The sequence below is a fragment of the Sphaerochaeta associata genome, assembly GCF_022869165.1.
GTDB classification, from domain to species: Bacteria; Spirochaetota; Spirochaetia; order Sphaerochaetales; family Sphaerochaetaceae; genus Sphaerochaeta; species Sphaerochaeta associata.
On sequence record NZ_CP094929.1, the window covers coordinates 1,312,396 to 1,336,484 of the forward strand.

Sequence of the window (24,089 nt, forward strand, 5' to 3'; positions counted from 1 at the left end):
GAATTATTGGTAAAATAGTGAAAAAAAATGTATCGATATTTTTATATCTAAGTAAAGCAATCGGATTACTTGCCTATGGAACTCTTTATAATATAATTACATATCAAGATAATCTCGTAATTGCGAATGACTATTGATAATTTTAGGACGATATTGCAAAACTGTAATAGTTCTGTATATGATTATATCAACGAATGATGAAATTACCTAGGAGTTAATGACCATGAGAAAGAACGTGTTGGCTGTACTTGCAGCTGTTGTTTTGATCTCTCTGTTCGTCTTCACCGGCTGCTCGAAGTCTGAAGCGAAAACCGCAACCCCGGCACCTGCTGCTGCACCTGCTGTAGCTGCACCTGCTCCCGCCCCGGCCCCGGCCCCGGCTCCTGCTGCTGCAAAGTATGCCGATGGCATCTATTTTGCCGCCGACGATGCGTTCGCTTCCTCCGGCTGGAAGGAAACCGTAACCTTGACTGTCAGTGGTGGAAAGATTGTCGAAGCTGACTGGAATGCAGTAAACATTTCCGGTGGTGCCGACAAGAAGACCTATGACAAGGCTGGGAAGTACAACATGGTGAAGTTCGGCAAAGCCCAGGCTGAATGGTATCAGCAGGCCGAGAAGGCCGAGGCCCACCTCCTGAAGACCCAGGATCCTGCAGCAATAAGCTATAAGGACAGCGAAGGTCACACAGATGACATCGCCGGTGTCTCAGTCCATGTGGATGCATTCTTCGAACTTGCTGCCAAGGCTCTTGCAGCCGGTCCTGTCGGTCGCGGTCCGTATGCCGATGGTGCTTACTTTGCCATCGATGAGGCCTATCCCTCCTCCGGTTGGAAGGAATATGTCTCCCTGACCGTTCTCAACGGCCGCATTGCAGCTGTCAACTGGAGTGCCGTGAACCGCAATGGGGATGACAAGAAGGCCTATGACAAGGCTGGAAAGTACAACATGGTGAAGTTCGGCAAGGCTCAGGACGAGTGGTATGTACAGGCTCAGAAGACCGAGGAGTACCTGCTCAAGACCCAGGACCTCAATGCCATCACCTACAAGGATGATGCCGGTCATACAGACGACATCGCAGGGGTCTCCGTACACGTAAACTCCCTCTTTGATCTGGCCAAGAAGGCACTGGACAACGGTCCTGTCGGGCTTGGTCCCTTCTCCAACGGCGGCTACTATGCAACCGAGGAAGCGTTCGGTTCGTCAGGCTGGAAGGGATTTGTTTCTCTCTTCGTAAACAACGGCAACCTCGTCAATGTCTACTGGAGTGCAGTGGATAAGGACAATCGTGACAAGCAGACCGTTGCAGCTGAGGGTGGTTACGGCATGATCAAGGCCAGCAAGATCGGGAAGGAATGGAATGAGCAGGCAGTGGCGGTTCAGAACCACCTCCTCTCCACCCAGGACCCCAAGAAGATCACCTACAAGGACGATGCCGGTCATACCGATGACATCGCCGGTGCCAGCGTGCATGTAAACGACTTCTATGCCTTGGTTGAGAAAGCTCTCGCCAATGGAGTAAAGAAGTACTAATCGTCCGAAATCGACAGTATCAGGACCCCGGGGATTGCTCTCCGGGGTTCATTAATTATGTTGGGCAAAATTGGTTTTTACTGATACAATCCAATGGTATGCAAATCGACATGCTTGCCACCCTGACCTTTGCCTTGATAACCACATTCACCCCTGGTCCCAATACGATCAGCAGTCAGGCAATGGGGCTGAATTACGGCTATCGCAGGTCCCTGCCGTATTTCTTCGGAATTGCCACAGGATTCTTCTCGATCATGCTGCTCAGTGCAGTGCTCGCTGCAGCGCTTACTCAATTGATTCCTTCGGTGGTAACCTACCTTACCATAGCCGGCAGCCTTTATATTCTCTACTTGGCCTACCACGTTTTTACAAGTTCATATTCGTTCTCCCAAACGATTGTAAAGCCGCTCGGCTACAGCAACGGCCTGCTCTTGCAGTTGCTTAATCCGAAGGTCATCATCCTTGGGCTGACCGTCTACTCGACTTTCCTCAGGGATATGGCACGCACTCCGTTCAATCTCGCGGCGAGTGCCCTTTGTTTTACGCTGATGAGTTTTTCAGCCCTCTCAACCTGGGCCTTGTTCGGGATGGGGATATCACGCCTGCTCAGAACCGAGCATACTCGCAAGGTTGTCAATGCAGCACTTGCACTATTGCTGGTGTATACAGCGGTGAGGATGGTGTGGAGCTTGTTTTCAGCCTGATGTTAAATAGGCGATCTCTTCAAATGCATGATAATGCGATTTTATACTACCAGTTCTCCGTTTTCATATATGAAGTGAATTATTCAGAATAACGCATTCATGGTCTCAATGATAATGGTGTCACAACTGGTGTCACGTTCCATTTCCAGGTTTTTAAGGGGAGGGAAAATAAAAAACAAACCCTCGCTAAATTATTTATTAGCAAGGGTTTATTTTGAGTGCGGTAGACTGGACTTGAACCAGCATGACCTCTCGGACACTAGCACCTCAAGCTAGCGTGTCTACCAAATTCCACCACTACCGCATTCTGAGGTTGTTCAGTTCTCTCAAACCGAACGTGGCAACAATACAACACCGTTGGGTTTTGAGTCAAGCCCTCTTTTGAAAAAGAAGGCTTGAATTTCCTAGAGTAACGCTTCAAATTGATCGAGCAGGCTTTCAAACGTTTTCAAAGCCTCCTGCACCGGTTTTTCACTCTCCATATCGACACCAGCCTTGCAGAGGGAATCGATGGGATAGGAGCTGCCGCCGCTAGAGAGGAAAGCGAGGTAGTCGTTGCGCTGGGCTTCACCACCGCATAGGACCTTTTGACTCAATGCGATTGCGGCACTGATGCCGGTTGCGTATTTATATACATAGAAGGGGCTGTAGAAGTGTGGTATTCTCAGGCCTTCAAGATCGCTCTCATCCTCAAACTCGACGGCGGGTCCGAAGTAGGCTTCAAGCAGCTTGCGGTACTCTTGTCGCAACACCTCAAGCGTCAAGGGAGTACCTGCTTCAGCCAACTCATGCGTGACCTTCTCATACTCGGCGAACATTGTCTGCCTGAAGAGCGTGGCAACGATATCGTCGATCTGCTTGCCCAAAATATAGGCCTTGGTTTTGTTGTCCGATGAGGTCTCGATCATATACTTGGCCACCAGCTGCTCGTTGAAGGTGGAGGCCACTTCAGCTTCAAAGATGGTGTAGTCGTAGTGGAAGTAGGGATTGTTCTTTGCACTGTAGTAGCTGTGCATGGAGTGTCCTCCTTCGTGGGCTACGGTGAACAGGTCGCGAAGTACATCCTCCTTGTAGTTGAGCAGAATGTACGGCTTGGACGTATAGGTTCCACTGCTGAAGGCTCCACTGCGCTTTCCTTTGTTCTCATACCGGTCGACCCAGCGCTCGGTGGTAAGCCCTGCCTTGATGGTCTTGACATATTCCTCGCCAAGGGGCTTGAGCGACTCACAGATGATGTTGACCGCCTGCTCATAGCTCGTATGGGACTCGATGCCTTTGACCAAGGGGACATAAACATCGTAGTGGGCAAGCTTCTCCTGTCCCAGCAAACGAGATCTCAATGCATAGTAACGGTGCAGGGCAGGGAAGGCCTCATGCACCGCCTTGATCAGGTTGTCGTATACAGACAAGGGTACCCTGTCACCGAAGAGAGCCATGCTCCGGCAGCTTTCATAACCGCGAGCCTTGCTGCGGAATATATCCTGCTTCACCTGGCCTTCGTAGAGTCTGGCGATGGCATGCTTGCTCTTCTCATATACTGCATAGAACTGTTTGTACGCCCTCTTCCTCAAGTCCCTGTCATCCTGCATCAAGAAGCTGCTGAATGAGCTCTGGGTGAGAGGTTTCCCGTCAAGCTCGCCGAAATCGAAATCTACGTTGGTCAAATCGCCGAAGGTGGTTCGCATCACCGAGCCAACCTCTCCCTGCAGTGCCATCAGGCGCTCTTCCGACTCGCTGAGTATATGTTCCTTGAATCTGCGTGCTTTCTTGATGAAAATGGCATAGGGAGCAAAATCCACATCCTCGAGATAGGTTTCGATTACCTTGTCCTCAATGCCGAGCAATTCGGGATCGAAGAAAGCCATGGCAGCCGATAGCAGGCTCAGCTGCTGGGATGCCAGCGAGTAGCGCCTGACGTTGTCGTTGTCAGAGGCATCTCCTGCGTAGAGCAGAAAGGCGTAGTTGTACAGCCGCTCGGCAAGAATCGAAGTCTGTTCGTACCACTGCATCGTTGATAAAAAGGAATCCTTGCCCGCTGAAAGGCTTCCTTTCAGCTCAGGGGCCTCCTCGATGCGGGTTTTAAGCTCCTTGAGTCCTTCGTCCCAGCTTTCGTTGTTCCCAAAGAGACTGCCAAGGTCCCAGGTATCTTCAATTTTCTGCTGTGCTCGGTTGAGTGTCTTCATGAAATTTCTCCTAACAGGGTGATAAGGTGCCGTGTTGCGCGACCGCGGTGGCTGTAGTGGTCTTTCTCATCATCGGTCAGTTCGGCCATGGTTTTTCCGGCCTCCGTGACGTAGAAGACAGGATCATAGCCGAAACCGCCTTTCCCGTACCCGGTGGCGGCGATCTGTCCATGCACCGATTCACATATGGTAAAGATGCGATGCTTATCCACAACCAGAGCCAAGGCACAGACAAACTGTGCACTGCGTTCAGAAGGGGACTTCAGATGTGCTAAATTTTCCAACAGGAACGTATTGCGTTCATCACTTTCCAGCTGCCTGCCGAATGTTTCCATTCCGTAGCGGGCAGTCCTGACTCCCGGACCGCCGCCCAATGCATCCACGCAAAGTCCGGAATCGTCGGCAAGGACAACCATATTTTTCGGAGCAGATTCAGCGAGTGCCAATGCCTTGCCCAAAGCATTCTCGGTGAAGGTCGGCTTGTCTTCCTCGAAGTCGAAACTCAGACCCAGCTCCTTAGGTAAAATGATGGTATGGGCGCCGAGCATGCGGGAGAACTCCTCCCGCTTATGGGTATTATTTGATGCCAAAAGAATATTCATGGGTCTAAAGATACTCATTGTCCTCTTGTTCGTCCATATACTGAGAGAGCAGGCGCTTCATATAATGTACAGAACTGTCGATGGTGCCTTTGGGTATGCCAAGCAGGGCACCCAATTCACTGTGACTTAGGTTGAGTTCCATTGCACGAATCTGATTGATCTTGGTTTTATACACACGCTGGGTCCAGATACGAAGCTGCTCTAGTTTCAGCCTCTTCGTCTCATCCTCTTCGCGAAGGAGTTCTGCTTCAATTTCCAGCAACCTTCTGAAGTGCCGATGACTGATTGTTTCGAACTCTTCCTTGCATGCCCTCTTTTGTGCAAGAACGATATCGGCTGTATTCAGATACTCGGCCAGCAGGGTTGTATTCACTTCCAAAAGTGCTGCCAAGTCCTCCAGGAGATAGTGCCCGGCCATGTGCGGAGAGAGGGTGAGCATGATCAGAAATCGCTTTCGATTCACCTGGTGCCGAAGTAAGCCTTGCAATTCCAACAACTTTCCATCGTTTACAATCGATGGCTGGCTCCTATGCTCAAGCAATTCCTTGAAAAGGGCAGGGAGAGTCTTGATGTCTTGTTGCACCACTGACGAAAACCTGCAGTACATGGCATGTTCCAAGGTTTCCTCAGGCATCGGGTTTGCCTGCTGATGATAGAAATCACTTTCGGCGACTAAAAGCTCTTTCTTTCTTTGTATCTGCTTTTGGGCGATGAAGTACCGACTACGCTTACGTACGACCTGACTCAGATACCCTATATAGGATAGTCGACCTTCCCGATAGGTGTTCAGATAATACGGAATGGCGTCGTAGCAGAAGAACAGGAACTCGCAACAGTCCTCCTCGTCAATGAGGTGCAGAAAGGATGGGAGCTCATACATCAATTGTTGGGTTTGTTCGTGCAGTGATTGATAGAGCACTTGGTCGTCGTGTTGCTTTTGGTAGCTTATTACTGACTTGGTCAGTTGAAGTGAAGCGCTCTCGGAGAGAGGTAACAGATACATCGCATACTCCTTCGGTGTTGTATCACCTATGTATGCAATGTGTATGCCAAGTCAGCTGTTCAGCAGTTCCCCAACAGCATCGATCAGTTTCTGACGCACCACCTCGATCTTTTCATTGATGGTGGCTCCTGCGGCTTTTTTATGTCCACCGCCGCCGAACCGTTCAGCCAAGGCTCCGACATCGACACTGCTTTGATGGGAAGAACGGAACCCCACCTCGGTTGCACCGCCTTCGAGTTCCTTGAAGAAAAGTACCACCTCAACATTCTTAACCGAAAGCAACATTGCATAGAGCGAATCGCTGGGTTTGTCGGAGGTGATATAGGTGTCCCGGTCCTTGAGGCAGGAGGAGGAGAACATAAGCCTGCCGTCATAGAGGCTTTCGCTCCGGTCGATAAGCTTGCCCAGGTACTTTACATAGCCAAGGCTTTTACCGCCGGTCATGCGGTCAGCCATGGTATTGGGGGATACCCCGAGGTCTACAAGCTCAGCGGCGAGGCGCAACGTCTCGCCGCGATATGCGTTGATGAAGCGGAAAAACCCTGAGTCGGTGGCGAAACCGAAGAACAGATGCTCGGCGATCTCCTGGGAGATTTCCACTTCAAGGGCCTTGTACAGCTGCATGATGATGAGTGTGGTGGAAACTGAACGGGGTACGATGTAGCGATGGGTTCCGAATTGTTCTCCACTGCTGTGGTGGTCCAGAACTATGGTGGTCAGCCCTTCGATCTCCTGGGCCAAATGGCCAAGTCTCTCGGGCGAGGAGCAATCGACCACGACAACAATGGGATCGCGGTCGTAGAGCTCCTTGTCGATATGGGAAAGAAAATCTGCTCGTAAATGGGAAATTTCAGAACGGTCGAACGGGCCGGCGTTGGCCAAGTGGACCGTCTTGCCCATTTTGAGCAAGAGCGATCCTGCGGCCATCTGACTGGAAAGGCAATCCCCATCAGGGCTTACGTGTCCTAGAACGATGAACTCGTCCCGACTTCTCAACAGATCAAGAATCTGTTCGTCGAATGGGGGGTAACTAAACATATCACGCTCCACGAATGACCTCGGGTTGTTTGCCTTCAAGCACACACTCCCGTCCTACGATTACTTGTTTCACCTGTTGGATGGAAGGAATATCGTACATGATACCCATCATGATGTTCTCAACGATGGAACGCAAGCCTCTGGCGCCGGTCTTTTGTTCGAACGCCTTCTCGGCAACCGCTTCTATCGCTTCACTCTTGAAGATGAACTCGATACCGTCGAGACGGAAAGCCGCCTCGTACTGGCGAATGATGGAATTTTTCGGTTCGACGATGATTCTCATCAGGTCCTTCTTGGAGAGATTGTCAAGAGCGACGTGGATGGGAAGCCTGCCGATGAACTCGGGAATCAGGCCGAACTTGATCAAGTCGTCCGGCATCATCTTGCTGTACAGGGCGTGCAGGTCCTTTTCCTGGGCATTGACGATAGTCGCGCCGAATCCCATGGCATGGCTGGAGACACGCTTCTCGATGACCTTGTCCAGACCAACGAACGCACCGCCGCAGATGAAGAGAATGTTGCGCGTATTGATCTTCAGCATCTCCTGGTTCGGATGCTTTCGTCCCCCTTGGGGAGGTACGGATGCATCGGTTCCTTCGATGATTTTCAGAAGAGCCTGCTGAACACCCTCACCACTGACATCGCGTGTGATCGAAGGGTTCTCACCCTTCTTGGCAATCTTGTCGATCTCATCGATGAAGATGATTCCGTACTCAGCCGCCTTGATGTTGTCGTTGGCGTTCTGGATGAGTTTGAGCAGGATGTTCTCAACGTCTTCACCGACATAGCCAGCCTCGGTAAGAGTGGTTGCATCAGCGATGGCGAAGGGGACCTGCAGCTTCTTGGCAAGGGTGGAGGCAAGCAGGGTCTTGCCGGTACCGGTGGGCCCTACCATCAGGATGTTGGACTTATCCAGCTCCACTCCCTGTTCAGCGATTTGCTTTTGGAACTTGACCCGCTTGTAGTGGTTGTATACGGCAACTGCGAGCACGCGCTTTGCGTCGTTCTGGCCGATGACATACTCATCCATGTACTCCTTCAATTCCTGCGGAGTGGGGATACGGTCGGGAAGTCCCACCGCGTCCTCCTGGAACGTAGGATCACCTGCAAGCATATCGTTGCATACCTTGATGCACTCATCGCAAATGGCAACACCCGGGCCGTTGATGAGCCTTTTTACTTCTTCCTGGCCTTTGCCGCAGAAAGAACAGACTTTTGCGTTTCGTGCCATTAGTTACTCCTTCTCATGACGCTGTCGACAATACCATAAGCAACCGCATCATCGCTTGAAAGGAAGAAATCCCGTTCGACATCCTTGGACACCTGCTCAAAACTCTTGTGGGTATGACGGGCGATGATATCGATGGTAAGTTTCTTCAATCTGCTGATCTCCCTGGCATGGATTGAAATGTCGGAGGATTGCCCCTCGACACCCCCCCACGGCTGGTGGATCATGACTCGTGCCGAGGGAAGCATGAAGCGCTTTCCCTCAGAACCGCTGGCAAGCAGCAGTGCCGCCATACTGGCGGCTTGTCCCATGCAGATGGTCTGCACATTGCTGTGCAGGTACTGCATGGTGTCGTAAATAGCAAGACCGGCGGTGACTGATCCGCCGGGGCTGTTTATGTACAGGCTGATATCTTTGGAGGAGTCTTCGGAATCAAGGAAAAGCATCTGTGCTACCACAAGGTCCGCATTTGCATCGTGGATCTCGCCATCAAGGAAAATAATGCGATCCTTGAGCAGACGGCTGAAAATATCGTAGGCACGTTCGCCGATTCCTGACTGCTCGACGACCATCGGTATGGTGGATTGCATCCTAAAAGGATGGATATTCATGGCAAAAGCCCCCTTTCTCTCCTGGGATTGAAAAGGCGGAACCTGTGTGGACCCGCCTTTTCACAACGTAAAACACTGTCTGATGCGTTCTTACGCACCGTAGGTCTGACTCATGAAGGTCTCGTAGGCAACCTCTTCACCTTCAACGAAGGTGTTGTTTTCCTGGAGGAACGGAGCAATCTTCTGGAATCGCATGTCGTCCTCGATCATGACCTTGTAGTAGTCACGCTGCGCGGGGTCGGTAACGTCCTTCAGCTGCTCTTCGAGCGTCTTGTTCAGTTCTTCCTCGTCCACGGCGAACTTCTCGGTATCCTTGATCTTGTCCATGATCAGCTGAATGCGCAGGCTCTTCTCTGCAGCTTCCCTCCAAGGAGCGGTGATGTCTTCCTTGGTTTTCTGTTGGAACTGGAGGAACTGAAGAATCTGCTCTTCACTGAGGCCGGTCTGCTTTACATAACGGTTCCAGCTCTGCTCGATCTCCAGATCAATCATGCTGGCAGGAACTGCGATGGTGGTTCCCTTGAGCAGCTCTTCGCTCAGCGCATTGAGTTTCTCCTGCTCAAGCTTTGCCTCAAGAGCCTTCTCAAGCTTTTCGCGGGTAGCCTTGGTCAGGTCGGCAACGGTCTTGTACTCTTCCTTCACATCCTGGGCGAATTCGTCGTCGAGAGCCGGCACATCACGGAATTTCACAGCTGAGACAGCTACCTTGAGGGTGATGGTTTTACCTGCATAGCCTTCCACGGTGGAGTCCTCGGCATAGGTCTTGGAGAAAGTCTTCTCTTCACCGGCCTTCATGCCGACCAGGTCGCTGTCGATCTGATAGAAGTTGTAGGTGCTGCCGAGGGTGAATACGAATTCCTTGCGCTCGGTTCCTGCAACCTCATTGTTCTGTTCGTCAAGTTCGACGTAGTCAACGGTGACGATGTCACCCATCGCTGCCGCATCCTGCTTGTCGATGACCATGGCGTTCTGGTCGCGAAGCTTGTCGATTTCGGCATTTACAGCCTCATCGGTCACCCGTACCTTCGGATAAGACACATTCAGACCCTTGTAGGTGGGAAGCTCGAATGTGGGCAATACATCGTATTTGACGGTAAAGGTCACATCGGTATCGGCCTTGAAGGGGAGCAGGGACTCTTCGTCCTGCAACTCGGGAGTGCTGAAAGAGAGGGGCTTGTACTTGTCCTCAACTCCCTCCAGAGCCTCCTTAAGGGCGGCCTCGATGGTGTTGAAGGTGCTTTCCTCGCGGATAGCCTTGCCGAATTTGCCTTCCAGCACAGAAACAGGGGCCTTGCCTTTGCGGAAACCCTTGAGTTGGATGGTGGAGGCATACTTCTGCAGTGCAGCCTTGTAATCATTCTCGATGGTGGGAGCGGTCACGGTGACCGTCAGTGCGACGGAGGAGTTCTCCAATTCTTTGATACTCTTATCAGCGATCATCCTATGTTCATCCTTTCGGTCCGATTTCGGACCATGTATATCCTCAGGCAAAGCCCTTTCTTTGTTTCCTTATGCAATCAGGCTACCTTGGCAGTATACTACAACCAGAAAAGCTCGACCACCCTATAGAGGGCAGATTGAGAAAACCCTTTTACCGGAAACATATTGTATATAGCAACTTTTTCCTCTTTGGTCTAGGGGAATGCACAATTTTGTCCAATTGCAGGGTGGCGTTTCATCTGCTACCATGGCATGCAGGAGGCCGAATATGACTATCTTTTGTTATCCCAACTGCAGCACCTGCAAGCGTGCAACTGCCTATTTGGAGCGAAAGGGCATTTCCTATACGTATCGGAACATCAAAGAAAACCGACCGAGCAAAGAAGAACTTGAGAAGATAGTCACCCAAAGCGGTAAGGACAGCAGGAAATTCTTCAATACCAGCGGACAACTTTACCGCAGTCTCGAGCTCAAGGACAAGGTTCCAGAGCTGAATGATGATCAGATCCTGGACCTGCTCGGCAGTGACGGCATGCTGGTTAAGAGGCCTTTGCTCGTCAGTGAGAAAGGGGTGCTCGTCGGATTCCGTGAAGCTGAATGGGATGCCTTCTTTGGAGCTAATCCAACCTGCACATCATGATGTCCAGGTCTGCATAGGTACCGTCCTTGTATCTCATGCCCCGCTGTATCGTGCCGCATGTGGTAAACATAAGCTTCTTGTACAGATTGACTGCTCTGGTATTGGAAGAGACCACTTCCAGCTCCATCTGCTCGTAGCCAGCGTTCCTTGCAGTTTCCAAAAGGATGCGCATCAGCAGTTCACCGATGCCCTTATGTTGGAATTCCGGTGCAACGGAAAGGCCGCATTGGGCCCGATGAGTCATGCGCCTCAACGTGGAAACAGGGGAGAAGTCACATAAGCCTGCCAACTGCCCGTTGCATAAGGCACCGAGGATGATGCGCTTGTCATCGTTGTTTGCCTTGGTCAGCCATTCGGCTTCCTCCTCGACGGTGATGGTCCACTCCTCGACATCACGTGCAAGGAAATGGGAGGAGGCGTACATGGTCTGCATATAGGCAACGGCAAGGGATGCATCCTTGCGTTCCAGGTTGCGCACGGTTACCACCATTCCATGTTTCAATCGGTGTTCGGAAGCTTCACGTTTCATACAGCAAGCATAGCAACTCTTCTTTTTTGGTACAAGAAGCAGACAATGATAAAACAGTTCCTCTTTCCATCTGTCGTATTTATGAGAGTTGATATACTATGGCAATATGTACACATTGACAGTCGACCAATCCGGAAATGGGCACTACTGCAGCATCCAGGAAGCATTGGATGCCGTTCCCTATGCACAGGAGGCCCGAATCATCATTGAGGAGGGCGTGTATCACGAAAAGCTCTTTTGTGACAAGCACAACATACACCTCATAGGGAACGGTGATGTAATTATTACCAATTCCGAGGGTGCAAAACAGAGAATCGATGCGCTGCCCAAGCGCGGTACCTTCCGCACCTATACAGCCTTCTTCAGTGGTGAGTTCCTAAAACTGGAACATATCACCATAGAAAACAGGGCAGGAAAAGGAAGCGAAGCCGGGCAGGCTGTCGCCTTGTACCTCGATGTCGATCGCGCCCATCTCTTTCAGGTCCGCCTGTTCGGCAGTCAGGACACCCTTTTTATCGCACCGCTACCCGAAAAGGAGCGTGAACCCAATGGTTTTTTTGGACCGAGATGTTTTGCCAAGCGAAAGCAGAATGCTGCGTTCTTCGAACAATGCTTCATCCAAGGGGGAGTGGATTTCATCTTCGGCGGCGGTGATGCCCTCTTCAGGAATAGTGAGATCAGCAGTTGTGAAGCAGGATATGTAACGGCACCCTCGACCTGTGCAAAAGACATCGGACTGGTCTTCGATCGGTGCACGTTCACCGCCAAGGACCATGTCGATGCCGGATCGGTGTATCTGATGCGCCCATGGAGAGAGGATGGCAAGGCTGTGTTTCTCCATTGCAGCTTCAAAGAGCACATCCATCCAGCGCTGAGAATCGATTGGCCGGGTCATGAAGGGCTTGGAGAGGGAACGCTTGCCTGCCATCGATGTCGTTCTTGGAATGGGGCGGGCACCGAAGAGGCGTTTGAAATTTCTGCCGTTGAAGCCATGGGTGTGCTCGATGCCATCGAGCAGCGCTGCCGAATTTTCCACCAAAGCCCCTATGAGGGCGTGTAACATCAGGCAAACATACCCGTGGCAAGCTGCATGCGGATGGCCAGCAAGGCTACAAGCACCACCAAGAGCGAGATGATGAACCCGTGCAACATCGGAGCCGCTCCCTCCTGTTTCATCTCCTTGAAACTGGTGTTCAAACCGATTGCCGCCAGTGCTGTAACCATGCAAAACTTGCTGATGGACTTCAACAGTGAAGCAATGCTTGTCGGTATAAGTCCAAGACTGTTCAAGCAAGCCATGACCAAAAACAGGCCGATGAAGTAGGGGACGATTGAGGACACCTTTACGGCAATCCTCCCTGTTTTCGATCTCTTCCGGGTCTGGTGGAATTGGACGGCGCTGAATATGAGCACGGTGGGTATGATGGCAAGGGTGCGGGTGAGTTTCACCATTACGGCAAAGTCTCCGGCACGCTCGCTGAATCCATATCCTGCAGCAACCACCGACGAGGTGTCGTTGACTGCCGTGCCTGCCCAAAGTCCGTAGGCGGTGTCACTCATGCCAAGCCACGAGCCGAGAAGGGGGAAGAGCACAATCATGACCATGTCGAAGATGAATGTTGCGCTCATGGCAAAGGCTATGTCACGGTCCTCGGCTTCTATGACGGGTGCGATGGCCGCAATGGCCGATCCCCCGCAGATGCCGGTCCCTGCAGATATCAGGTTGGACATCTTCCAATTGAGGCCGAATGCCTTCCCTACAAAGTAGCCGACGCCAAAGCATGCTGTCAGCGTGAATAGCATAACGAAAAGGGAGATCCTGCCTACTTGAAGGATGGTGGTGATGTTCAGGCTTGCTCCCAGCAGGATGATGGCGAACTTCAGCAACATCTTCGACGAGAACCGTATTCCCTTTTGAAACTCAGGATCCGGTCTTCTGATTGTATGGAGCAATATGCCGATGAATAGGGCAATGACCGAGGCGCTGATGAAGCCTTGCCCCATCAGGCTTTCAATCCATTTTGCAGCTGAAGCGATAACGACGGCGAGCAGTATTCCCGGTGCATATGCCTTGATGGTTGTATTCATTGGTAGGTAATCTTCCTTTGTGCGTGGTATCGATGTTGATACTACGAATTTTTACTGATAAAATCCAATGAAACATTTCTATAGTACAATTCCATAAAGTTATCAAAGGATCATAGATGGATACCAGGCTCAGAACATTCTTATCACTTTGTGAAACAATGAATTACCGAAAGACTTCCGAACTAGTGAACCTTACGCAACCTGCTGTTACCAAGCAAATCCAGTCGCTGGAGGAGGAGTACTCCACCAAATTGTTCGAGTATAAGGGGCGCAGTCTGCACATCACCGATGATGGCTTGCTGCTCAAGCAGTTTGCTGAATCCCAGCATTACAATGAAGTGGAACTGATATCAATGCTCAACCGTACCGAGCGGCGAGTCTTGCGCCTGGGTGCGACCAAGAGCATTGGCGACAGTGCCTTGAACGAGTACCTGCAGCGGTATCTCCAGCAAGATCAGCACAACTTGTCTCTTGTTGTTGCCAACACAACCAGGCTGTTGTCGTTGCTTGATGCCGGTGAACTGGATTTTGTCGTGGTGGAAGGATTGTTCGAGAAGATCAAGTATGAAGTCCGTCTGCTCAAACGGGAACGGTTTGTCGGAATATGTGCGCTGCAGCATCCATTTGCAGGTACGAGCGTCCCTGTACAAGCCTTGGCTGGTCAGAATCTGTTCGTCCGGGAACCGGGATCGGGTACGCGGGATATCTTCGAACGTGAATTGAAAGGTTTGGGATATGACCTATCGCTTTTCAACAGGGTAACCGAACTATCGAGCTTCCAGCCTCTGAAGAAGATGGTTGCAAGCTCGCTGGGCATCAGTTTCTTGTATCAATCGGTAGTGGATGCCGATTCTCATATCGCGCAATTCAGTCTTGACGATACGGTGGAAGAACATGAGTTCAACATCGTGTGGTTGAAGCATACAACAGCTTTACGGTATGTTGACGCTTTCTTTCAAGAATAACAAAAGCAGCCAGATTTTCTGACTGCTTGAGAAATCTCAAGAAGAACGTACAAGTCAGCATGCAAGTCGCAGTTATTCCAGCCTTGCACAATATGTTTGGAGTCGACTGTTAGGTTTGTCCGGAATGGTCATCTGCACAAGGCCTAGTTCAAGAGCGGGATGCAGATACACTTGCATGAAGGATTGGCGGTTGGTCAGGCCCAGCTCCCGCATGATTTCTTGTGCTGAGAGCATTCGAGTTCCCATAACTGAGAGAAGCTTTTCCACATAGGGAGAAATGATTTCCTTGGTGGGTGTCAGCTCATCCAATGCCTGGTTGATTGCTTCCGGCATGAAGGTGACAAATGGAGCTGAGTCGTTTTGCAACGTGGATTTATTAATGACATCATAGTATTGATGTTGCCGGTCTTTTACTATTTCCTCGACCGCCAGGCAGGAGAAGAGCGGATTCCAGCTTGTGAGCAAGAGAGTCTGCCACATGCGTCCCATGCGACCGTTTCCGTCAGTAAATGGATGGATATACTCGAATTCGTAATGAAAGATTGCGCTTTTTATAAGCATTGGATATGCAGACTCTTTCACCCATTCCAGAAGATCAGAAACAAGATGGGCAACCATTGGGGCTGGAGGAGCGATATGAATAACTTGCTCTTCTTTCATAACACCTACAGCAGTTGATCGGAAACTACCGCATTCTAATACCAATCCATTGGTCAATAGTCCGTGAATCGCGAGCAAGTCCTTCACACTGTATGGTTTTTTTTGAATAGAGCACTTGGTAGGCGGCAATCGCATTCTGAACTTCCAATACATCTTTTTTGGTCCGGCAATGACAGAGAAAAAAAAGCAGCCAGATTTCTCTGACTGCTTAAGAGCGAAAGACGGGACTTGAACCCGCGACATCCACCTTGGCAAGGTGGAGCTCTACCACTGAGCTACTTTCGCAAAAAACCTATATTCGTCAGACAGCCCTTTCGGATTGTCCTTTGCGAGAGAGGGGACTTGAACCCCTACACCGTAAGGTACCAGATCCTAAGTCTGGCGTGTCTGCCAATTTCACCACTCTCGCGGTGCATGCCTTGCCCCTTACGAGGTTCGCCATGTTTTGAGCCGCAAAGGGATCGAACCTTTGACCCGCAGATTAAGAGTCTGCTGCTCTACCAGCTGAGCTAGCGGCCCATGACAAAATACAATTTCAAAAAACCAAAACCGTTGCGCCCGGAAGGATTCGAACCTTCGACCTACGGATTCGAAGTCCGGCGCTCTATCCAGCTGAGCTACGAGCGCGTTCACGACCCGATCAAGGGTGAGAGACGGGGCTCGAACCCGCAACAGCCAGATCCACAATCTGGTGCTCTACCATTGAACTACTCCCACCATGGTAGCTGAAGCAGTGGCTACTCACCAGTGCGTTTCAACGTTGCATACTATGCCCTAAAGACTTTTGTTTGTCAACAACCCTTGCTGAAATTTTGCAAAAATTTGAGGAGGCCGATACAACTGTTTTTCCTGCAATCAATTGCCTCCGTGCACCTTTTTGACAACAGCGGCAAAAGCCCCGGTGCCCTTTTCATCCCTCTCAACGATTGTTATCGGTTGTCGTGAAGCATGGACAAATGCCAAGTGATGTCTCCAGTGCAAGGCCCTGTTGGCCAACAGATCCTCCAGCCTCCTTTGCAATGCAGTGGCATCAACTTCAAGCCCCAGCTTCTCGAACGAAGGCAGATAGGAAGAGATCATATAGCGCCTGATGTCATCAGATCCCATCATCCGCTGTTCGGTCAAGTCCAGCGAAGTAACCACAGCCAAAAGATTCTCGACCTCGAACATGGACTGAAGGTATTCTTCATCCCAGTTGGTCAATGCATTGGTAGGCTCGCCGTACAAGAGCTGCTCAGCTTGGATGAACATAGGCTTAAGGTCTGGAGGCAAAAAGTCAGAGAGCCGGGAGCCCTTGCTTGGTACGCTCTCGCAGAGATGCAGCGAACCTTGCCTCGCCAAGCGGGAGGCTAAAGCCGTACACAGCTGTTGCTCTTCCCTGGCACGGGAGAATACATTGCGGCCGATGATGATCTCGAAGCGCATGTCCTCTTCCAACGAGGCTACAAGCTTCTTGAGATCGGCAAGATGCACCTGTGGTTTTTCCAGCTCAGGCAGTGAATCTGCATAGTGATTGATATGATCCAACTGGTCCTTGCTTCGTACCTGGGCGACCACCAATCCCTCGGCTGTCTTGCGGAAAGCTTCCCACAGCAAGAGCCCGTGGCCCGCATTGCAGACCAACACCCGGTCGCTTCGGCGAAACTGCACCGATTCGAACAGCGTTGTGCGAACGGTTGATAAAAGCTTTCCGCGCTCGCTTACCGTTCGATTGACCCACTGTTGCCGCTGTTTGTCACCAGGGGAGAAGGTGAGATTTTCCACAAAGGCGTCCACCTCGACGCTTTCAAGCTGCTCTTCGCGATGACGTTGTACTTTCTCTTGGATGTTTTTCTCATACCCCTGATTGCTCGGCTGGTAAAACACCTTGCCCTGAAGTCCGGAAGGAAGGTATTGCTGGGCTACCCAGTGGTCCTGATAAGAGTGCGGATACAAGTATCCTTGCCCATGACCGAAACCTTTTGCATCGCGGCTTGCATCGCGCAGGTGGTTTGGCACCTCGTCCTGAGCCTGTTGTTCAACACCTTTGAGGGCGTCGAAGAAGGCCAGGGTGGAATTGCTTTTCTCGGTTGTAGCCAGATAGAGGGCGGCATGGGTAAGATGGAATCTCCCTTCGGGCAGCCCGATGCGTTCGAAGGCCTCTGCATCAGCCTGCACCACAACGATGGCGTTGGGATCGGCAAGTCCCACATCCTCACAGGCGCTGATGAGCATCCGGCGAAAGATGAATTTGGGATCTTCACCGGCGCTTACCATTCTTGCCAACCAGTAGAGCGTGGCATCAGGGTCGCTTCCTCTGACGCTTTTAATGAATGCACTGATGACGTCGAAGTGATAGTCCCCCTCCTTGTCATACAGTACCGCTTTTTTCTGGATGGATTGCTCGGCGGCATCCTTTGAGATAAAGATTTCCTTCCCGTTGGCGGGAGGAAAGTGCTCTGTGGATGTTTCTACAGCAAGTTGAAGCGCATTGAGCAGGCTGCGTGCATCCCCGTTTGCAATCTCCACCAGATGCTCGAGAGCCTGGTCCTCAAACGTCACCCGGTAGTTTCCATAGCCGCGCTCCTTGTCCGCCAGCGCTTGTTTTGCGATGGCAAGCAGGTCCTCATTTTCCAAGCTCTTCAGCTGAAATATCCTGGATCTGCTGACCAAGGCGGCATTCACTTCGAAATACGGATTTTCGGTTGTCGCTCCGATGAGAATGACGGTTCCGTTCTCTACCCATGGCAACAGGGCGTCTTGCTGGCTCTTGTTCCACCGATGCACCTCGTCGATGAAAAGTATGGTACCCCGGTTGTAAAGTTCCAGGCGCTGACGTGCTTCCTCGATTTCATACCGCAGTTCCTTGACACCTGACAATACTGCATTGAGGGTCGAGAAGTGGCGCTTGGTTGTATTGGCGATTACACGGGCAAGTGTTGTTTTTCCTGTTCCGGGAGGGCCGTAGAAAATAACCGAGGAGAGCTGATCGGCCTGAATGGCCCGTCTGAGCAGGCGGCCCTTGCCGATGATGGCATCCTGGCCGATGTACTCGTCCAAGGTTCTCGGGCGCATCCGATAGGCAAGGGGTTGGTTGGCACTTTGATCCTTTTCACTGGCTTCGGTAAAGAGATTCATTGCTGGCCGTCCTGTTGGAAAAGCTCCAGGAAAGAGCCGCTGCCCTTGGGTACCGGGGTGGTCCTCAATCGTTCTTCCTGTGATCCCAACTCATCGAGGTATGTGGTTACGAAGAAGGAGTAGATGTGCTCGAACGGATCGGTTGCAACGGCGGGAAGCCCCTCACGCCCCCAAAGGGCTGTACCTTTCTGCCAAATGCTGTAACGGTCGAGAATAAGGTTCCATGTAATACTGCTGGTCTGCAATGCGTCCTGCAGCATGCTTCTTACTTGCTGGGCAAGTGCGGTGCCTTGCTCGGTGACCAAGGCCGTAGTTGCACTTCGATTCCCTGCTTTCAGAAGAGCCTCGCCATTCTTCCAGACAACCGTTGAGACCGAAGTTTCAACAAGGGAAGGCAGTTGCACCACCACTTGACGGAAGGCACTCAGCACCTGTATTCGCCATACTTGGAGATGGTCATGAAACAAGGGAATTTCCTGCATCTGGAGAAAGTGTGCAGTCTGTGGAGGCAGCAGTATCTCAAGGGCCGTTTCCGCATACAGGTTGACATCGATTGATTGGCTGGCAAGTTTCACCACCTCGGTAAGGGCATACTCAGTATCGGGAGTACGCAATGCTTGGTCTTGCTTGACAGAGGAGCATCCCGTAAAAAGGAGAGCCAATCCAAGCAAAAGGTATACATATGACGTCCGTTTCATGGTTGATACTATACCATCCGACTTCTCTCTTGCATAGCAGAATGGACATCTGTACAATCGCAGCATGCTTAGCCAATATAAAACCATGAACAGGCAGATTCGTGCCATGAGTCTGCCGACTATGTATGGAATGCTGTTCACTGCGCTGTACGACATGGTCGACATGTTTTGGATAGGCATGTTGGACAAGGAAGCGGTTGCCGCAATCACCATCTATTTGACCCTCTTTCTGGCATTGGAAATTCTCAATGAGGTGGTCGGTACGAGCAGCGTCTCCTTGCTCAGCAGAAGCTGGGGCTCGGGTGACATCGATCTGACAAGGACAATCGGAGAGCAGACTTTTGTCTTCAAGGCTTTGCTGGGAAGCCTGGGCGCCATTGTGCTCATTCTGGTCCTTCCTCATTTCTATCGTCTTTACACCGATGATGCAAAAGTGCTCTCCCACGGCCTGCAGTATGGCTATCTGCGTTCGGTGTTCGTTCCGGTATTTTTCTCCTCCTACACCGTCAATACCATCCTCAGAAGCACTGGGGATGCAAAGACTCCCATGAGGCTTCTGTTGGCCTCTGCCGTACTGAACATGGTCCTTGATCCAATTTTCATGTTCAGCACCATCCCTGCAACCTCATTGAAAGGATTGGGATGGGGAATGTTCGGAGCAGCGGTCGCCACCTGCATCTCCTATAGCTTTGCCTTCATTGCAGGATTCTGGTATCTGCAAAGCGGCAAGGCCCCCCTGACCATAAGAGTCAAAGGACTTTTACACCTCGATTGGACCATAGATAAAAAATTGCTTACCATCGGCCTGCCCAGCGGAATCAACATGCTGCTCAGGTCCTTGATTACCATCATCTTTCTCAAGCTCGTCGCCCTGTATGGTACGGTTGCCATTGCCGCCCTGGGAATTGCAAACCGGATATACCAGTTTTGCGGCATGCCCTCCAACGGCCTGAGCATGGGCTCGGGTATCCTGGTCGGTCAACGCCTGGGTGCAAAACAGTTCAAGGAGGCACACGATGTCACCTTGCTGTCCTCTGTCAACGGCCTGATCTTTTCTCTTCCCTTCATTCTGTTGCTCCTCCTCGCTCCAAACCAGTTGCTCAGTCTTTTTCTTGGTGGTTCATCGGTCTCCTCCGAGGCTGCTTCCCTGTTGCGTATCTATGGATTGTGCCTGATCTTCATGTCCATCTCAGGCGGCTTGGGTTCGGCCTTCTTCGGATCGGGCCACACCCGTCCCATTCTCTATACCTCGCTGATCAGCGGCTGGTTGGTCCAACTTCCCTATGCACTACTGGTCGTTCTGGTCCTCAAGTTGCCGCTTCCCTGGCTGTGGGCGGCGTACCTTACGGGAGACTTCCTGGAGTGCCTGCTGCGGTATCGGTATTTCCTATTAGGCGGTTGGAAGCAAGAGCGTTGACGTTTGTTCGATTTATTGCGACATTATATGTGATAGCACAGGAGGCTAGTACTATGTCAGAACGAAACTCTTCAATACTCCAGAATGTGGCGACGCGTGAGCGAACCATCCTAAAAAATGTATACCTTTGGATGACTGCAGGCCTGGGTCTTACCGCCTTGGTTGCCTTCTTTGTGGCCAGCAATCCCTCTCTACTCAGGGCCCTGGTCGGAAACACCATGGGATTTCTTCTAATTGTCGTAGGACAATTCGCCTTGGTATTCTACCTCTCGGCACGGTTGGACAGAATGAGTCAGGCCAGTGCCATCGGAGCATTCCTGGCATATTCCGCCTTGAACGGCATTATGCTCAGTACCATATTCGCCGTCTATGCCGGAGTGGTGATTTACAAGACCTTCTTTACCACCGCCCTTATGTTCGGCGGGATGAGCCTCTATGCAATGACCACAAAGCGCGATCTGAATAAGTTTGGTTCGTATCTTGTCATGGGCCTGTGGGGTCTGATCATTGCATCCCTGATCAATATGTTCTTGGGCTCATCCGGCCTGGATTATCTGATCAGCTTCATCGGCGTCGGTATCTTCCTCGGTCTTACCGCATGGGATACACAAAAGATCATCAGAATGAACGAGCAGTATGGTTCGGGAATCGACGAAGAGACCTTCACAAAGCTCAGCATCATCGGAGCTCTTACGCTCTATCTCGACTTTTTGAACCTTTTCCTTTTCCTTTTACGAATTTTCGGTCGTTCGAACAATCGATGATCCAGGGAAGACTCTCAGAACGGGCTGCAGCGATGCAGCCTTTTCTTATATCCGGTGGTACGTGACCGAGGATGGCAGCGCAAGGCTTCTCTTCAAGGCTTCATAGCTGATTTCCTCCATCTCAAGGAAACAACTTCGTCTTCCCACCTGCTCGAGGCAATGGGCGTCCGAACCTGTAAGAATCGCCAGATTATGGGTATCGGCATGGACGGGGAGATGGATTGCCTCCAGCGCCGAGTATCTCAGATCGGGGAGAAATCCAAGGTTTGCAAGCACACTGTTGGCATATCGGTCGATATGGGCGGGGATTACCAGGGCATCCCTGCTGAGCGCTTCCTCCACTACATCGCTGAATGCAAGGGAGGTGGAACTGACCAAGAGCTTGTCCACCGTCTCAAGTACTTTCCCCTCGATATCCACCACCAGCTGATTACCGAATATGTCCGGCCGGTTTTTTTGGGCGGGCAGCAGGAACTCGATGAACGACCCAAACTCGAGTGCGTCCTCGATCCGGGAAAAGAGGGTAAGTACATGCACGTCCTCAACAGTGGAAACTTCCAGGCCGAATAAGGGAAGTATTTCGCACAATTGGCAAGCCTCACTGAAAGCGGGCAGATTGCGGGCGCTGTTGTGGTCGGTCAAGGCAAGAATCTGTATCCCTTGTTCCATCGCCTCCACTGCCAGCAGGGCAGGGGTAAAATCGTCGTTCGCACAGGGTGAGAGGCAACTGTGATTATGGAGGTCAAGCTTTACCTGCATTGATCCTTCCCAAGGCTGCTGCAATACGGCAGCTTGCCTCGAATTGAGTCACCGCTGTGGTGAAAATAGCGATTCCCTCATCTTTTGCCGCTTGAAGCATATCAGAAGGAATACTGCGGTTGTTGCAAATAACCAACGCACGGATACCGGCAAGCGAGGCTACCGCCACCGTATTCTTATGAGCCTGGATGGTTATCAGGACACTCTCTGCAGGGGCGTTCCCCATCACATCACTGAGCAGGTCGCCGGTATAGGCGTCCTGGATCGTCAGCGAACCATCTCCCATGCAGTGCTCGGTAAATCCTTCCAATTGAGCCAAATCCTGAACAACCATCCTATGTCTCCTCTTGTTTCGGGTGTAATGCAATGCTGCAAACCACGGTGGTTCCGCTTCTATTGCTTTCAATGGTAAATTCATCGGCAACCGACTTGACGTTGGGAAGACCCATGCCGGCACCGAATCCGAGGGAGCGGATCCACTCGCTGGCAGTCGACCATCCCGGTGTCATTGCCGCTTCGACATCGCTGATGCCCGGTCCGCTGTCTTTTGCCGTTATCTGCATCGTTTGCGGGGAGTATTCGGCGATCAATTCGCCTCCGTCGGAGTGCACCACCAGGTTCATCTCCAATTCATAGCTTGCTATCGCCGCCCTGCGTATGATGTGCGGTGCAATCCCTGCACTCTTAAGCCGTTTCTTGATTTCAGTGCTGGCGTAGCCTGCATTCTCAAAGTCATTCTTCATGATCGAGTAGGTGTGAATCTCCCCGCTCATCTCCTCGCTGAGGCTGGTGGTGCGGGTCCGTTTCTCCAGCTCCTCGATCTCCCTGTTGATTTCCACCAGCAACGTGCTGGTGATATCGCGGCTGGTAATCATGCCGACCAGTTCCTTGTGCTTGTTGAGCACCGGGAACCGATGGTAGCTGAAACGGTCGAAGTAGCTGATTGCAAATGAGATCGGCATATCATCTTCGAGGACGATGAGGTTGCGCGTCATATGATCCTGCGCTTTTTCTTCGATATACCCTTTGTCGAGGGCCTGGATGATGTCATCCATGCTCACAATCCCTATCAAGCGCTTGCCGACCACGATGGGAAGCCCGGTAACCTGCTTTTCGCGCATGATGTACTGGATCTGTCTGAGTGTGGTCTCCTTGGTGGCGGTAACCAGGTCTGTGGTCATGACATCCTTCACCTTCAGTCGGTAAATCAGTTCAAGGATGACATTCGGTGAGGTAATGGTATTGATAGGTATCTCTTGCATAGGTTGAGTATACAACAGCTTTGCATGCGTGCAAAGAAAGGTTGGTTCTCAGTTTCATGTTTTCCTACTGCCAAAACACGATTTCTTTGCTATATTGAAGGGGTATGAATACTGTCCCATCCTTGGCACTCGTGTATGAAGACCCCTTTCTTCTGATCGTGGATAAACCTGAGCTGTTGCCTACAGTCCCTCTCAAGGATGATCCATTGGATAAACCAACCCTGTTGGGACTGGTAGCCTCTTCATACCCTGAAGTGCTCTCGGTGGAAGGCAAGAATGCCTGGGAGGGCGGAGTGCTTCACCGCCTTGACACCCCGACGAGCGGCTTGGTGGTCATAGCCAGAACCAAGGAAGCATACACTGCACTGCAGGCGATTGGAAAAGCCGAGCTCTTTGTAAAGGAGTATCGGTGTCGCAGCTCGCAGAGACCCGAAGCACAGCTTCCCGCTTTCCCCCCGTTTCCCTATGAGGATCCGGTCTCTTGTGGTGGTCGGGAGGTGACCATTGGAAGCTTGTTCCGTCACTACGGCGACAACCGTAGACAGGTGAGGCCGGTGCTTGCAGACAGCCCAAAGCATCTGCTTGATAAGTCAACAGGAACCTGGTACATGACCAAGGTGTGGTATACAGGAGAAGAAGAGGGAGCCTCGACGTTCACCTGCCGGCTCACCTCGGGATTTCGTCACCAAGTCAGGGTGCATATGGCATGGAGCGGTCATCCGATAGACGGCGACGCCGTCTATCATGGGAAAGTGCAGCAGCATCTCGCCTTGCGGGCGGTTGCCGTTGAATTCCCTCATCCGATAACATCGCAAACCATGGAAATTCGAATAGATTCTTAAGAGAGGAG

Annotated in this window: 23 protein-coding genes and 6 tRNA genes; 8 read left to right on the forward strand and 21 right to left on the reverse strand. The window is 51.4% G+C overall.

Features of this window, described 5'->3' with window-relative positions:
• The first annotated feature begins 223 nt into the window (after positions 1-223).
• Positions 224-1,531, forward strand: coding sequence for a hypothetical protein (locus MUG09_RS06020; protein WP_244774504.1), 1,308 nt, complete (start codon positions 224-226; stop codon positions 1,529-1,531).
• A gap of 98 nt (positions 1,532-1,629) precedes the next feature.
• Complete coding sequence (locus MUG09_RS06025) at positions 1,630-2,235, forward strand: LysE family translocator (protein WP_244774505.1); 606 nt, start codon at positions 1,630-1,632, stop codon at positions 2,233-2,235.
• Between the two features lie 219 nt (positions 2,236-2,454).
• Here MUG09_RS06025 and MUG09_RS06030 read toward each other — a convergent pair.
• The 8 genes from MUG09_RS06030 to tig all read right to left on the reverse strand — a co-directional run bounded on the left by MUG09_RS06030 (position 2,455) and on the right by tig (position 10,340).
• Positions 2,455-2,539 (reverse strand) — tRNA-Leu (locus tag MUG09_RS06030).
• 100 nt (positions 2,540-2,639) lie between these two features.
• The gene (pepF, locus tag MUG09_RS06035) at positions 2,640-4,418 is read right to left on the reverse strand and encodes an oligoendopeptidase F (protein WP_244774507.1); all 1,779 of its coding nucleotides are present in this window, start codon (positions 4,416-4,418) and stop codon (positions 2,640-2,642) included.
• A complete protein-coding gene (locus tag MUG09_RS06040) occupies positions 4,415-5,020 on the reverse strand; it encodes a non-canonical purine NTP pyrophosphatase (protein ID WP_244774509.1) in 606 nt (201 codons plus the stop codon). Before MUG09_RS06040 ends, pepF begins: the two co-directional genes overlap by 4 nt.
• Positions 5,021-5,024: 4 nt before the next feature.
• Positions 5,025-6,023, reverse strand: a complete 999-nt coding sequence (locus tag MUG09_RS06045; protein ID WP_244774511.1) for a hypothetical protein — start codon at positions 6,021-6,023, stop codon at positions 5,025-5,027.
• Positions 6,024-6,074: 51 nt separating this feature from the next.
• Positions 6,075-7,061, reverse strand: a complete 987-nt coding sequence (locus MUG09_RS06050) for a DHH family phosphoesterase (protein WP_244774512.1) — start codon at positions 7,059-7,061, stop codon at positions 6,075-6,077.
• Between the two features lies 1 nt (position 7,062).
• The gene (clpX, locus tag MUG09_RS06055; RefSeq protein ID WP_244774513.1) at positions 7,063-8,292 is read right to left on the reverse strand and encodes an ATP-dependent Clp protease ATP-binding subunit ClpX; all 1,230 of its coding nucleotides are present in this window, start codon (positions 8,290-8,292) and stop codon (positions 7,063-7,065) included.
• Positions 8,292-8,879, reverse strand: coding sequence for an ATP-dependent Clp protease proteolytic subunit (locus MUG09_RS06060; RefSeq protein ID WP_425314089.1), 588 nt, complete (start codon positions 8,877-8,879; stop codon positions 8,292-8,294). The genes clpX and MUG09_RS06060 overlap by 1 nt, the downstream gene beginning before the upstream one ends.
• 111 nt (positions 8,880-8,990) lie before the next feature.
• Entirely contained in the window at positions 8,991-10,340 is a 1,350-nt protein-coding gene (gene tig, locus MUG09_RS06065) for a trigger factor (protein WP_244774515.1), read from the reverse strand.
• Between the two features lie 268 nt (positions 10,341-10,608).
• On the opposite strand from tig, the gene MUG09_RS06070 reads away from it, so the two are divergent.
• The gene (locus MUG09_RS06070) at positions 10,609-10,980 is read left to right on the forward strand and encodes an arsenate reductase family protein (RefSeq protein ID WP_244774516.1); all 372 of its coding nucleotides are present in this window, start codon (positions 10,609-10,611) and stop codon (positions 10,978-10,980) included.
• On the opposite strand, the gene MUG09_RS06075 is transcribed toward MUG09_RS06070, so the two are convergent.
• Positions 10,958-11,509 carry a GNAT family N-acetyltransferase gene (locus MUG09_RS06075; RefSeq protein ID WP_244774517.1) on the reverse strand — a complete coding sequence of 184 codons (552 nt, stop codon included), beginning with the start codon at positions 11,507-11,509 and terminating at the stop codon, positions 10,958-10,960. The genes MUG09_RS06070 and MUG09_RS06075 overlap by 23 nt on opposite strands.
• Before the next feature lie 106 nt (positions 11,510-11,615).
• Between MUG09_RS06075 and MUG09_RS06080 the strand changes: the two genes are divergently transcribed.
• The gene (locus tag MUG09_RS06080) at positions 11,616-12,569 is read left to right on the forward strand and encodes a pectinesterase family protein (RefSeq protein ID WP_244774519.1); all 954 of its coding nucleotides are present in this window, start codon (positions 11,616-11,618) and stop codon (positions 12,567-12,569) included.
• Between the two features lie 2 nt (positions 12,570-12,571).
• Here MUG09_RS06080 and MUG09_RS06085 read toward each other — a convergent pair whose 3' ends face one another.
• A complete protein-coding gene (locus MUG09_RS06085; protein WP_244774520.1) occupies positions 12,572-13,597 on the reverse strand; it encodes a YeiH family protein in 1,026 nt (341 codons plus the stop codon).
• 116 nt (positions 13,598-13,713) lie between these two features.
• Here MUG09_RS06085 and MUG09_RS06090 point away from each other — a divergent pair, with 116 nt between their 5' ends.
• On the forward strand, positions 13,714-14,562 hold the full coding sequence (locus MUG09_RS06090; protein WP_280529388.1) for a LysR family transcriptional regulator: 849 nt from the start codon (positions 13,714-13,716) through the stop codon (positions 14,560-14,562).
• A 72-nt stretch (positions 14,563-14,634) separates the two neighbouring features.
• Here MUG09_RS06090 and MUG09_RS06095 read toward each other — a convergent pair whose 3' ends face one another.
• The 8 genes from MUG09_RS06095 to MUG09_RS06130 all read right to left on the reverse strand — a co-directional run bounded on the left by MUG09_RS06095 (position 14,635) and on the right by MUG09_RS06130 (position 19,037).
• On the reverse strand, positions 14,635-15,465 hold the full coding sequence (locus MUG09_RS06095) for a Fic family protein (protein ID WP_342345921.1): 831 nt from the start codon (positions 15,463-15,465) through the stop codon (positions 14,635-14,637).
• Positions 15,436-15,507, reverse strand: a tRNA-Gly gene (locus tag MUG09_RS06100). The genes MUG09_RS06095 and MUG09_RS06100 overlap by 30 nt, the downstream gene beginning before the upstream one ends.
• Before the next feature lie 42 nt (positions 15,508-15,549).
• Positions 15,550-15,631: transfer RNA gene (locus MUG09_RS06105), tRNA-Leu, on the reverse strand.
• Positions 15,632-15,668: 37 nt separating this feature from the next.
• Positions 15,669-15,741 (reverse strand) — tRNA-Lys (locus MUG09_RS06110).
• 34 nt (positions 15,742-15,775) lie between these two features.
• A tRNA-Arg gene (locus tag MUG09_RS06115) sits at positions 15,776-15,849 on the reverse strand.
• Between the two features lie 18 nt (positions 15,850-15,867).
• Positions 15,868-15,939: transfer RNA gene (locus MUG09_RS06120), tRNA-His, on the reverse strand.
• 138 nt (positions 15,940-16,077) lie between these two features.
• On the reverse strand, positions 16,078-18,339 hold the full coding sequence (locus MUG09_RS06125; RefSeq protein WP_244774524.1) for an AAA family ATPase: 2,262 nt from the start codon (positions 18,337-18,339) through the stop codon (positions 16,078-16,080).
• Positions 18,336-19,037, reverse strand: coding sequence for a hypothetical protein (locus MUG09_RS06130; protein ID WP_244774526.1), 702 nt, complete (start codon positions 19,035-19,037; stop codon positions 18,336-18,338). Before MUG09_RS06130 ends, MUG09_RS06125 begins: the two co-directional genes overlap by 4 nt.
• A 64-nt stretch (positions 19,038-19,101) precedes the next feature.
• On the opposite strand from MUG09_RS06130, the gene MUG09_RS06135 reads away from it, so the two are divergent.
• Both MUG09_RS06135 and MUG09_RS06140 read left to right on the forward strand, forming a co-directional pair.
• Complete coding sequence (locus MUG09_RS06135; protein ID WP_244774529.1) at positions 19,102-20,454, forward strand: MATE family efflux transporter; 1,353 nt, start codon at positions 19,102-19,104, stop codon at positions 20,452-20,454.
• A gap of 53 nt (positions 20,455-20,507) precedes the next feature.
• A complete protein-coding gene (locus MUG09_RS06140; protein ID WP_244774531.1) occupies positions 20,508-21,218 on the forward strand; it encodes a Bax inhibitor-1/YccA family protein in 711 nt (236 codons plus the stop codon).
• A gap of 45 nt (positions 21,219-21,263) precedes the next feature.
• Here MUG09_RS06140 and MUG09_RS06145 read toward each other — a convergent pair whose 3' ends face one another.
• The 3 genes from MUG09_RS06145 to MUG09_RS06155 are packed head-to-tail and all read right to left on the reverse strand — an operon-like array spanning position 21,264 to position 23,239.
• Entirely contained in the window at positions 21,264-21,977 is a 714-nt protein-coding gene (locus MUG09_RS06145) for a PHP domain-containing protein (RefSeq protein ID WP_244774534.1), read from the reverse strand.
• Positions 21,961-22,311: an iron-sulfur binding hydrogenase gene (locus MUG09_RS06150; RefSeq protein ID WP_244774543.1), complete on the reverse strand. Its 351-nt coding sequence runs from the start codon at positions 22,309-22,311 to the stop codon at positions 21,961-21,963. The genes MUG09_RS06145 and MUG09_RS06150 overlap by 17 nt, the downstream gene beginning before the upstream one ends.
• A gap of 1 nt (position 22,312) precedes the next feature.
• Positions 22,313-23,239: a CBS domain-containing protein gene (locus MUG09_RS06155; RefSeq protein ID WP_244774552.1), complete on the reverse strand. Its 927-nt coding sequence runs from the start codon at positions 23,237-23,239 to the stop codon at positions 22,313-22,315.
• Between the two features lie 104 nt (positions 23,240-23,343).
• On the opposite strand from MUG09_RS06155, the gene MUG09_RS06160 reads away from it, so the two are divergent.
• A complete protein-coding gene (locus tag MUG09_RS06160) occupies positions 23,344-24,081 on the forward strand; it encodes a pseudouridine synthase (RefSeq protein WP_244774555.1) in 738 nt (245 codons plus the stop codon).
• The last annotated feature ends 8 nt before the right edge of the window (positions 24,082-24,089 follow it).

Excerpts from the sequence above, each read along its gene's own strand:
- clpX (WP_244774513.1), bottom strand. The coding sequence starts at position 8,292 with ATGGCACGAAACGCAAAAGTCTGTTCTTTCTGCGGCAAAGGCCAGGAA.
- MUG09_RS06155 (WP_244774552.1), bottom strand. The coding sequence starts at position 23,239 with ATGCAAGAGATACCTATCAATACCATTACCTCACCGAATGTCATCCTT.
- MUG09_RS06140 (WP_244774531.1), top strand. The coding sequence starts at position 20,508 with ATGTCAGAACGAAACTCTTCAATACTCCAGAATGTGGCGACGCGTGAG.
- MUG09_RS06085 (WP_244774520.1), bottom strand. The coding sequence starts at position 13,597 with ATGAATACAACCATCAAGGCATATGCACCGGGAATACTGCTCGCCGTC.
- MUG09_RS06075 (WP_244774517.1), bottom strand. The coding sequence starts at position 11,509 with ATGAAACGTGAAGCTTCCGAACACCGATTGAAACATGGAATGGTGGTA.
- MUG09_RS06160 (WP_244774555.1), top strand. The coding sequence starts at position 23,344 with ATGAATACTGTCCCATCCTTGGCACTCGTGTATGAAGACCCCTTTCTT.
- MUG09_RS06050 (WP_244774512.1), bottom strand. The coding sequence starts at position 7,061 with ATGTTTAGTTACCCCCCATTCGACGAACAGATTCTTGATCTGTTGAGA.
- MUG09_RS06020 (WP_244774504.1), top strand. The coding sequence starts at position 224 with ATGAGAAAGAACGTGTTGGCTGTACTTGCAGCTGTTGTTTTGATCTCT.
- MUG09_RS06135 (WP_244774529.1), top strand. The coding sequence starts at position 19,102 with ATGCTTAGCCAATATAAAACCATGAACAGGCAGATTCGTGCCATGAGT.
- MUG09_RS06095 (WP_342345921.1), bottom strand. The coding sequence starts at position 15,465 with ATGTCGCGGGTTCAAGTCCCGTCTTTCGCTCTTAAGCAGTCAGAGAAA.
- MUG09_RS06025 (WP_244774505.1), top strand. The coding sequence starts at position 1,630 with ATGCAAATCGACATGCTTGCCACCCTGACCTTTGCCTTGATAACCACA.
- MUG09_RS06125 (WP_244774524.1), bottom strand. The coding sequence starts at position 18,339 with ATGAATCTCTTTACCGAAGCCAGTGAAAAGGATCAAAGTGCCAACCAA.
- pepF (WP_244774507.1), bottom strand. The coding sequence starts at position 4,418 with ATGAAGACACTCAACCGAGCACAGCAGAAAATTGAAGATACCTGGGAC.
- MUG09_RS06070 (WP_244774516.1), top strand. The coding sequence starts at position 10,609 with ATGACTATCTTTTGTTATCCCAACTGCAGCACCTGCAAGCGTGCAACT.
- MUG09_RS06145 (WP_244774534.1), bottom strand. The coding sequence starts at position 21,977 with ATGCAGGTAAAGCTTGACCTCCATAATCACAGTTGCCTCTCACCCTGT.
- MUG09_RS06150 (WP_244774543.1), bottom strand. The coding sequence starts at position 22,311 with ATGGTTGTTCAGGATTTGGCTCAATTGGAAGGATTTACCGAGCACTGC.
- tig (WP_244774515.1), bottom strand. The coding sequence starts at position 10,340 with ATGATCGCTGATAAGAGTATCAAAGAATTGGAGAACTCCTCCGTCGCA.
- MUG09_RS06060 (WP_425314089.1), bottom strand. The coding sequence starts at position 8,879 with ATGCAATCCACCATACCGATGGTCGTCGAGCAGTCAGGAATCGGCGAA.
- MUG09_RS06090 (WP_280529388.1), top strand. The coding sequence starts at position 13,714 with ATGGATACCAGGCTCAGAACATTCTTATCACTTTGTGAAACAATGAAT.
- MUG09_RS06130 (WP_244774526.1), bottom strand. The coding sequence starts at position 19,037 with ATGAAACGGACGTCATATGTATACCTTTTGCTTGGATTGGCTCTCCTT.
- MUG09_RS06040 (WP_244774509.1), bottom strand. The coding sequence starts at position 5,020 with ATGAATATTCTTTTGGCATCAAATAATACCCATAAGCGGGAGGAGTTC.
- MUG09_RS06045 (WP_244774511.1), bottom strand. The coding sequence starts at position 6,023 with ATGTATCTGTTACCTCTCTCCGAGAGCGCTTCACTTCAACTGACCAAG.
- MUG09_RS06080 (WP_244774519.1), top strand. The coding sequence starts at position 11,616 with ATGTACACATTGACAGTCGACCAATCCGGAAATGGGCACTACTGCAGC.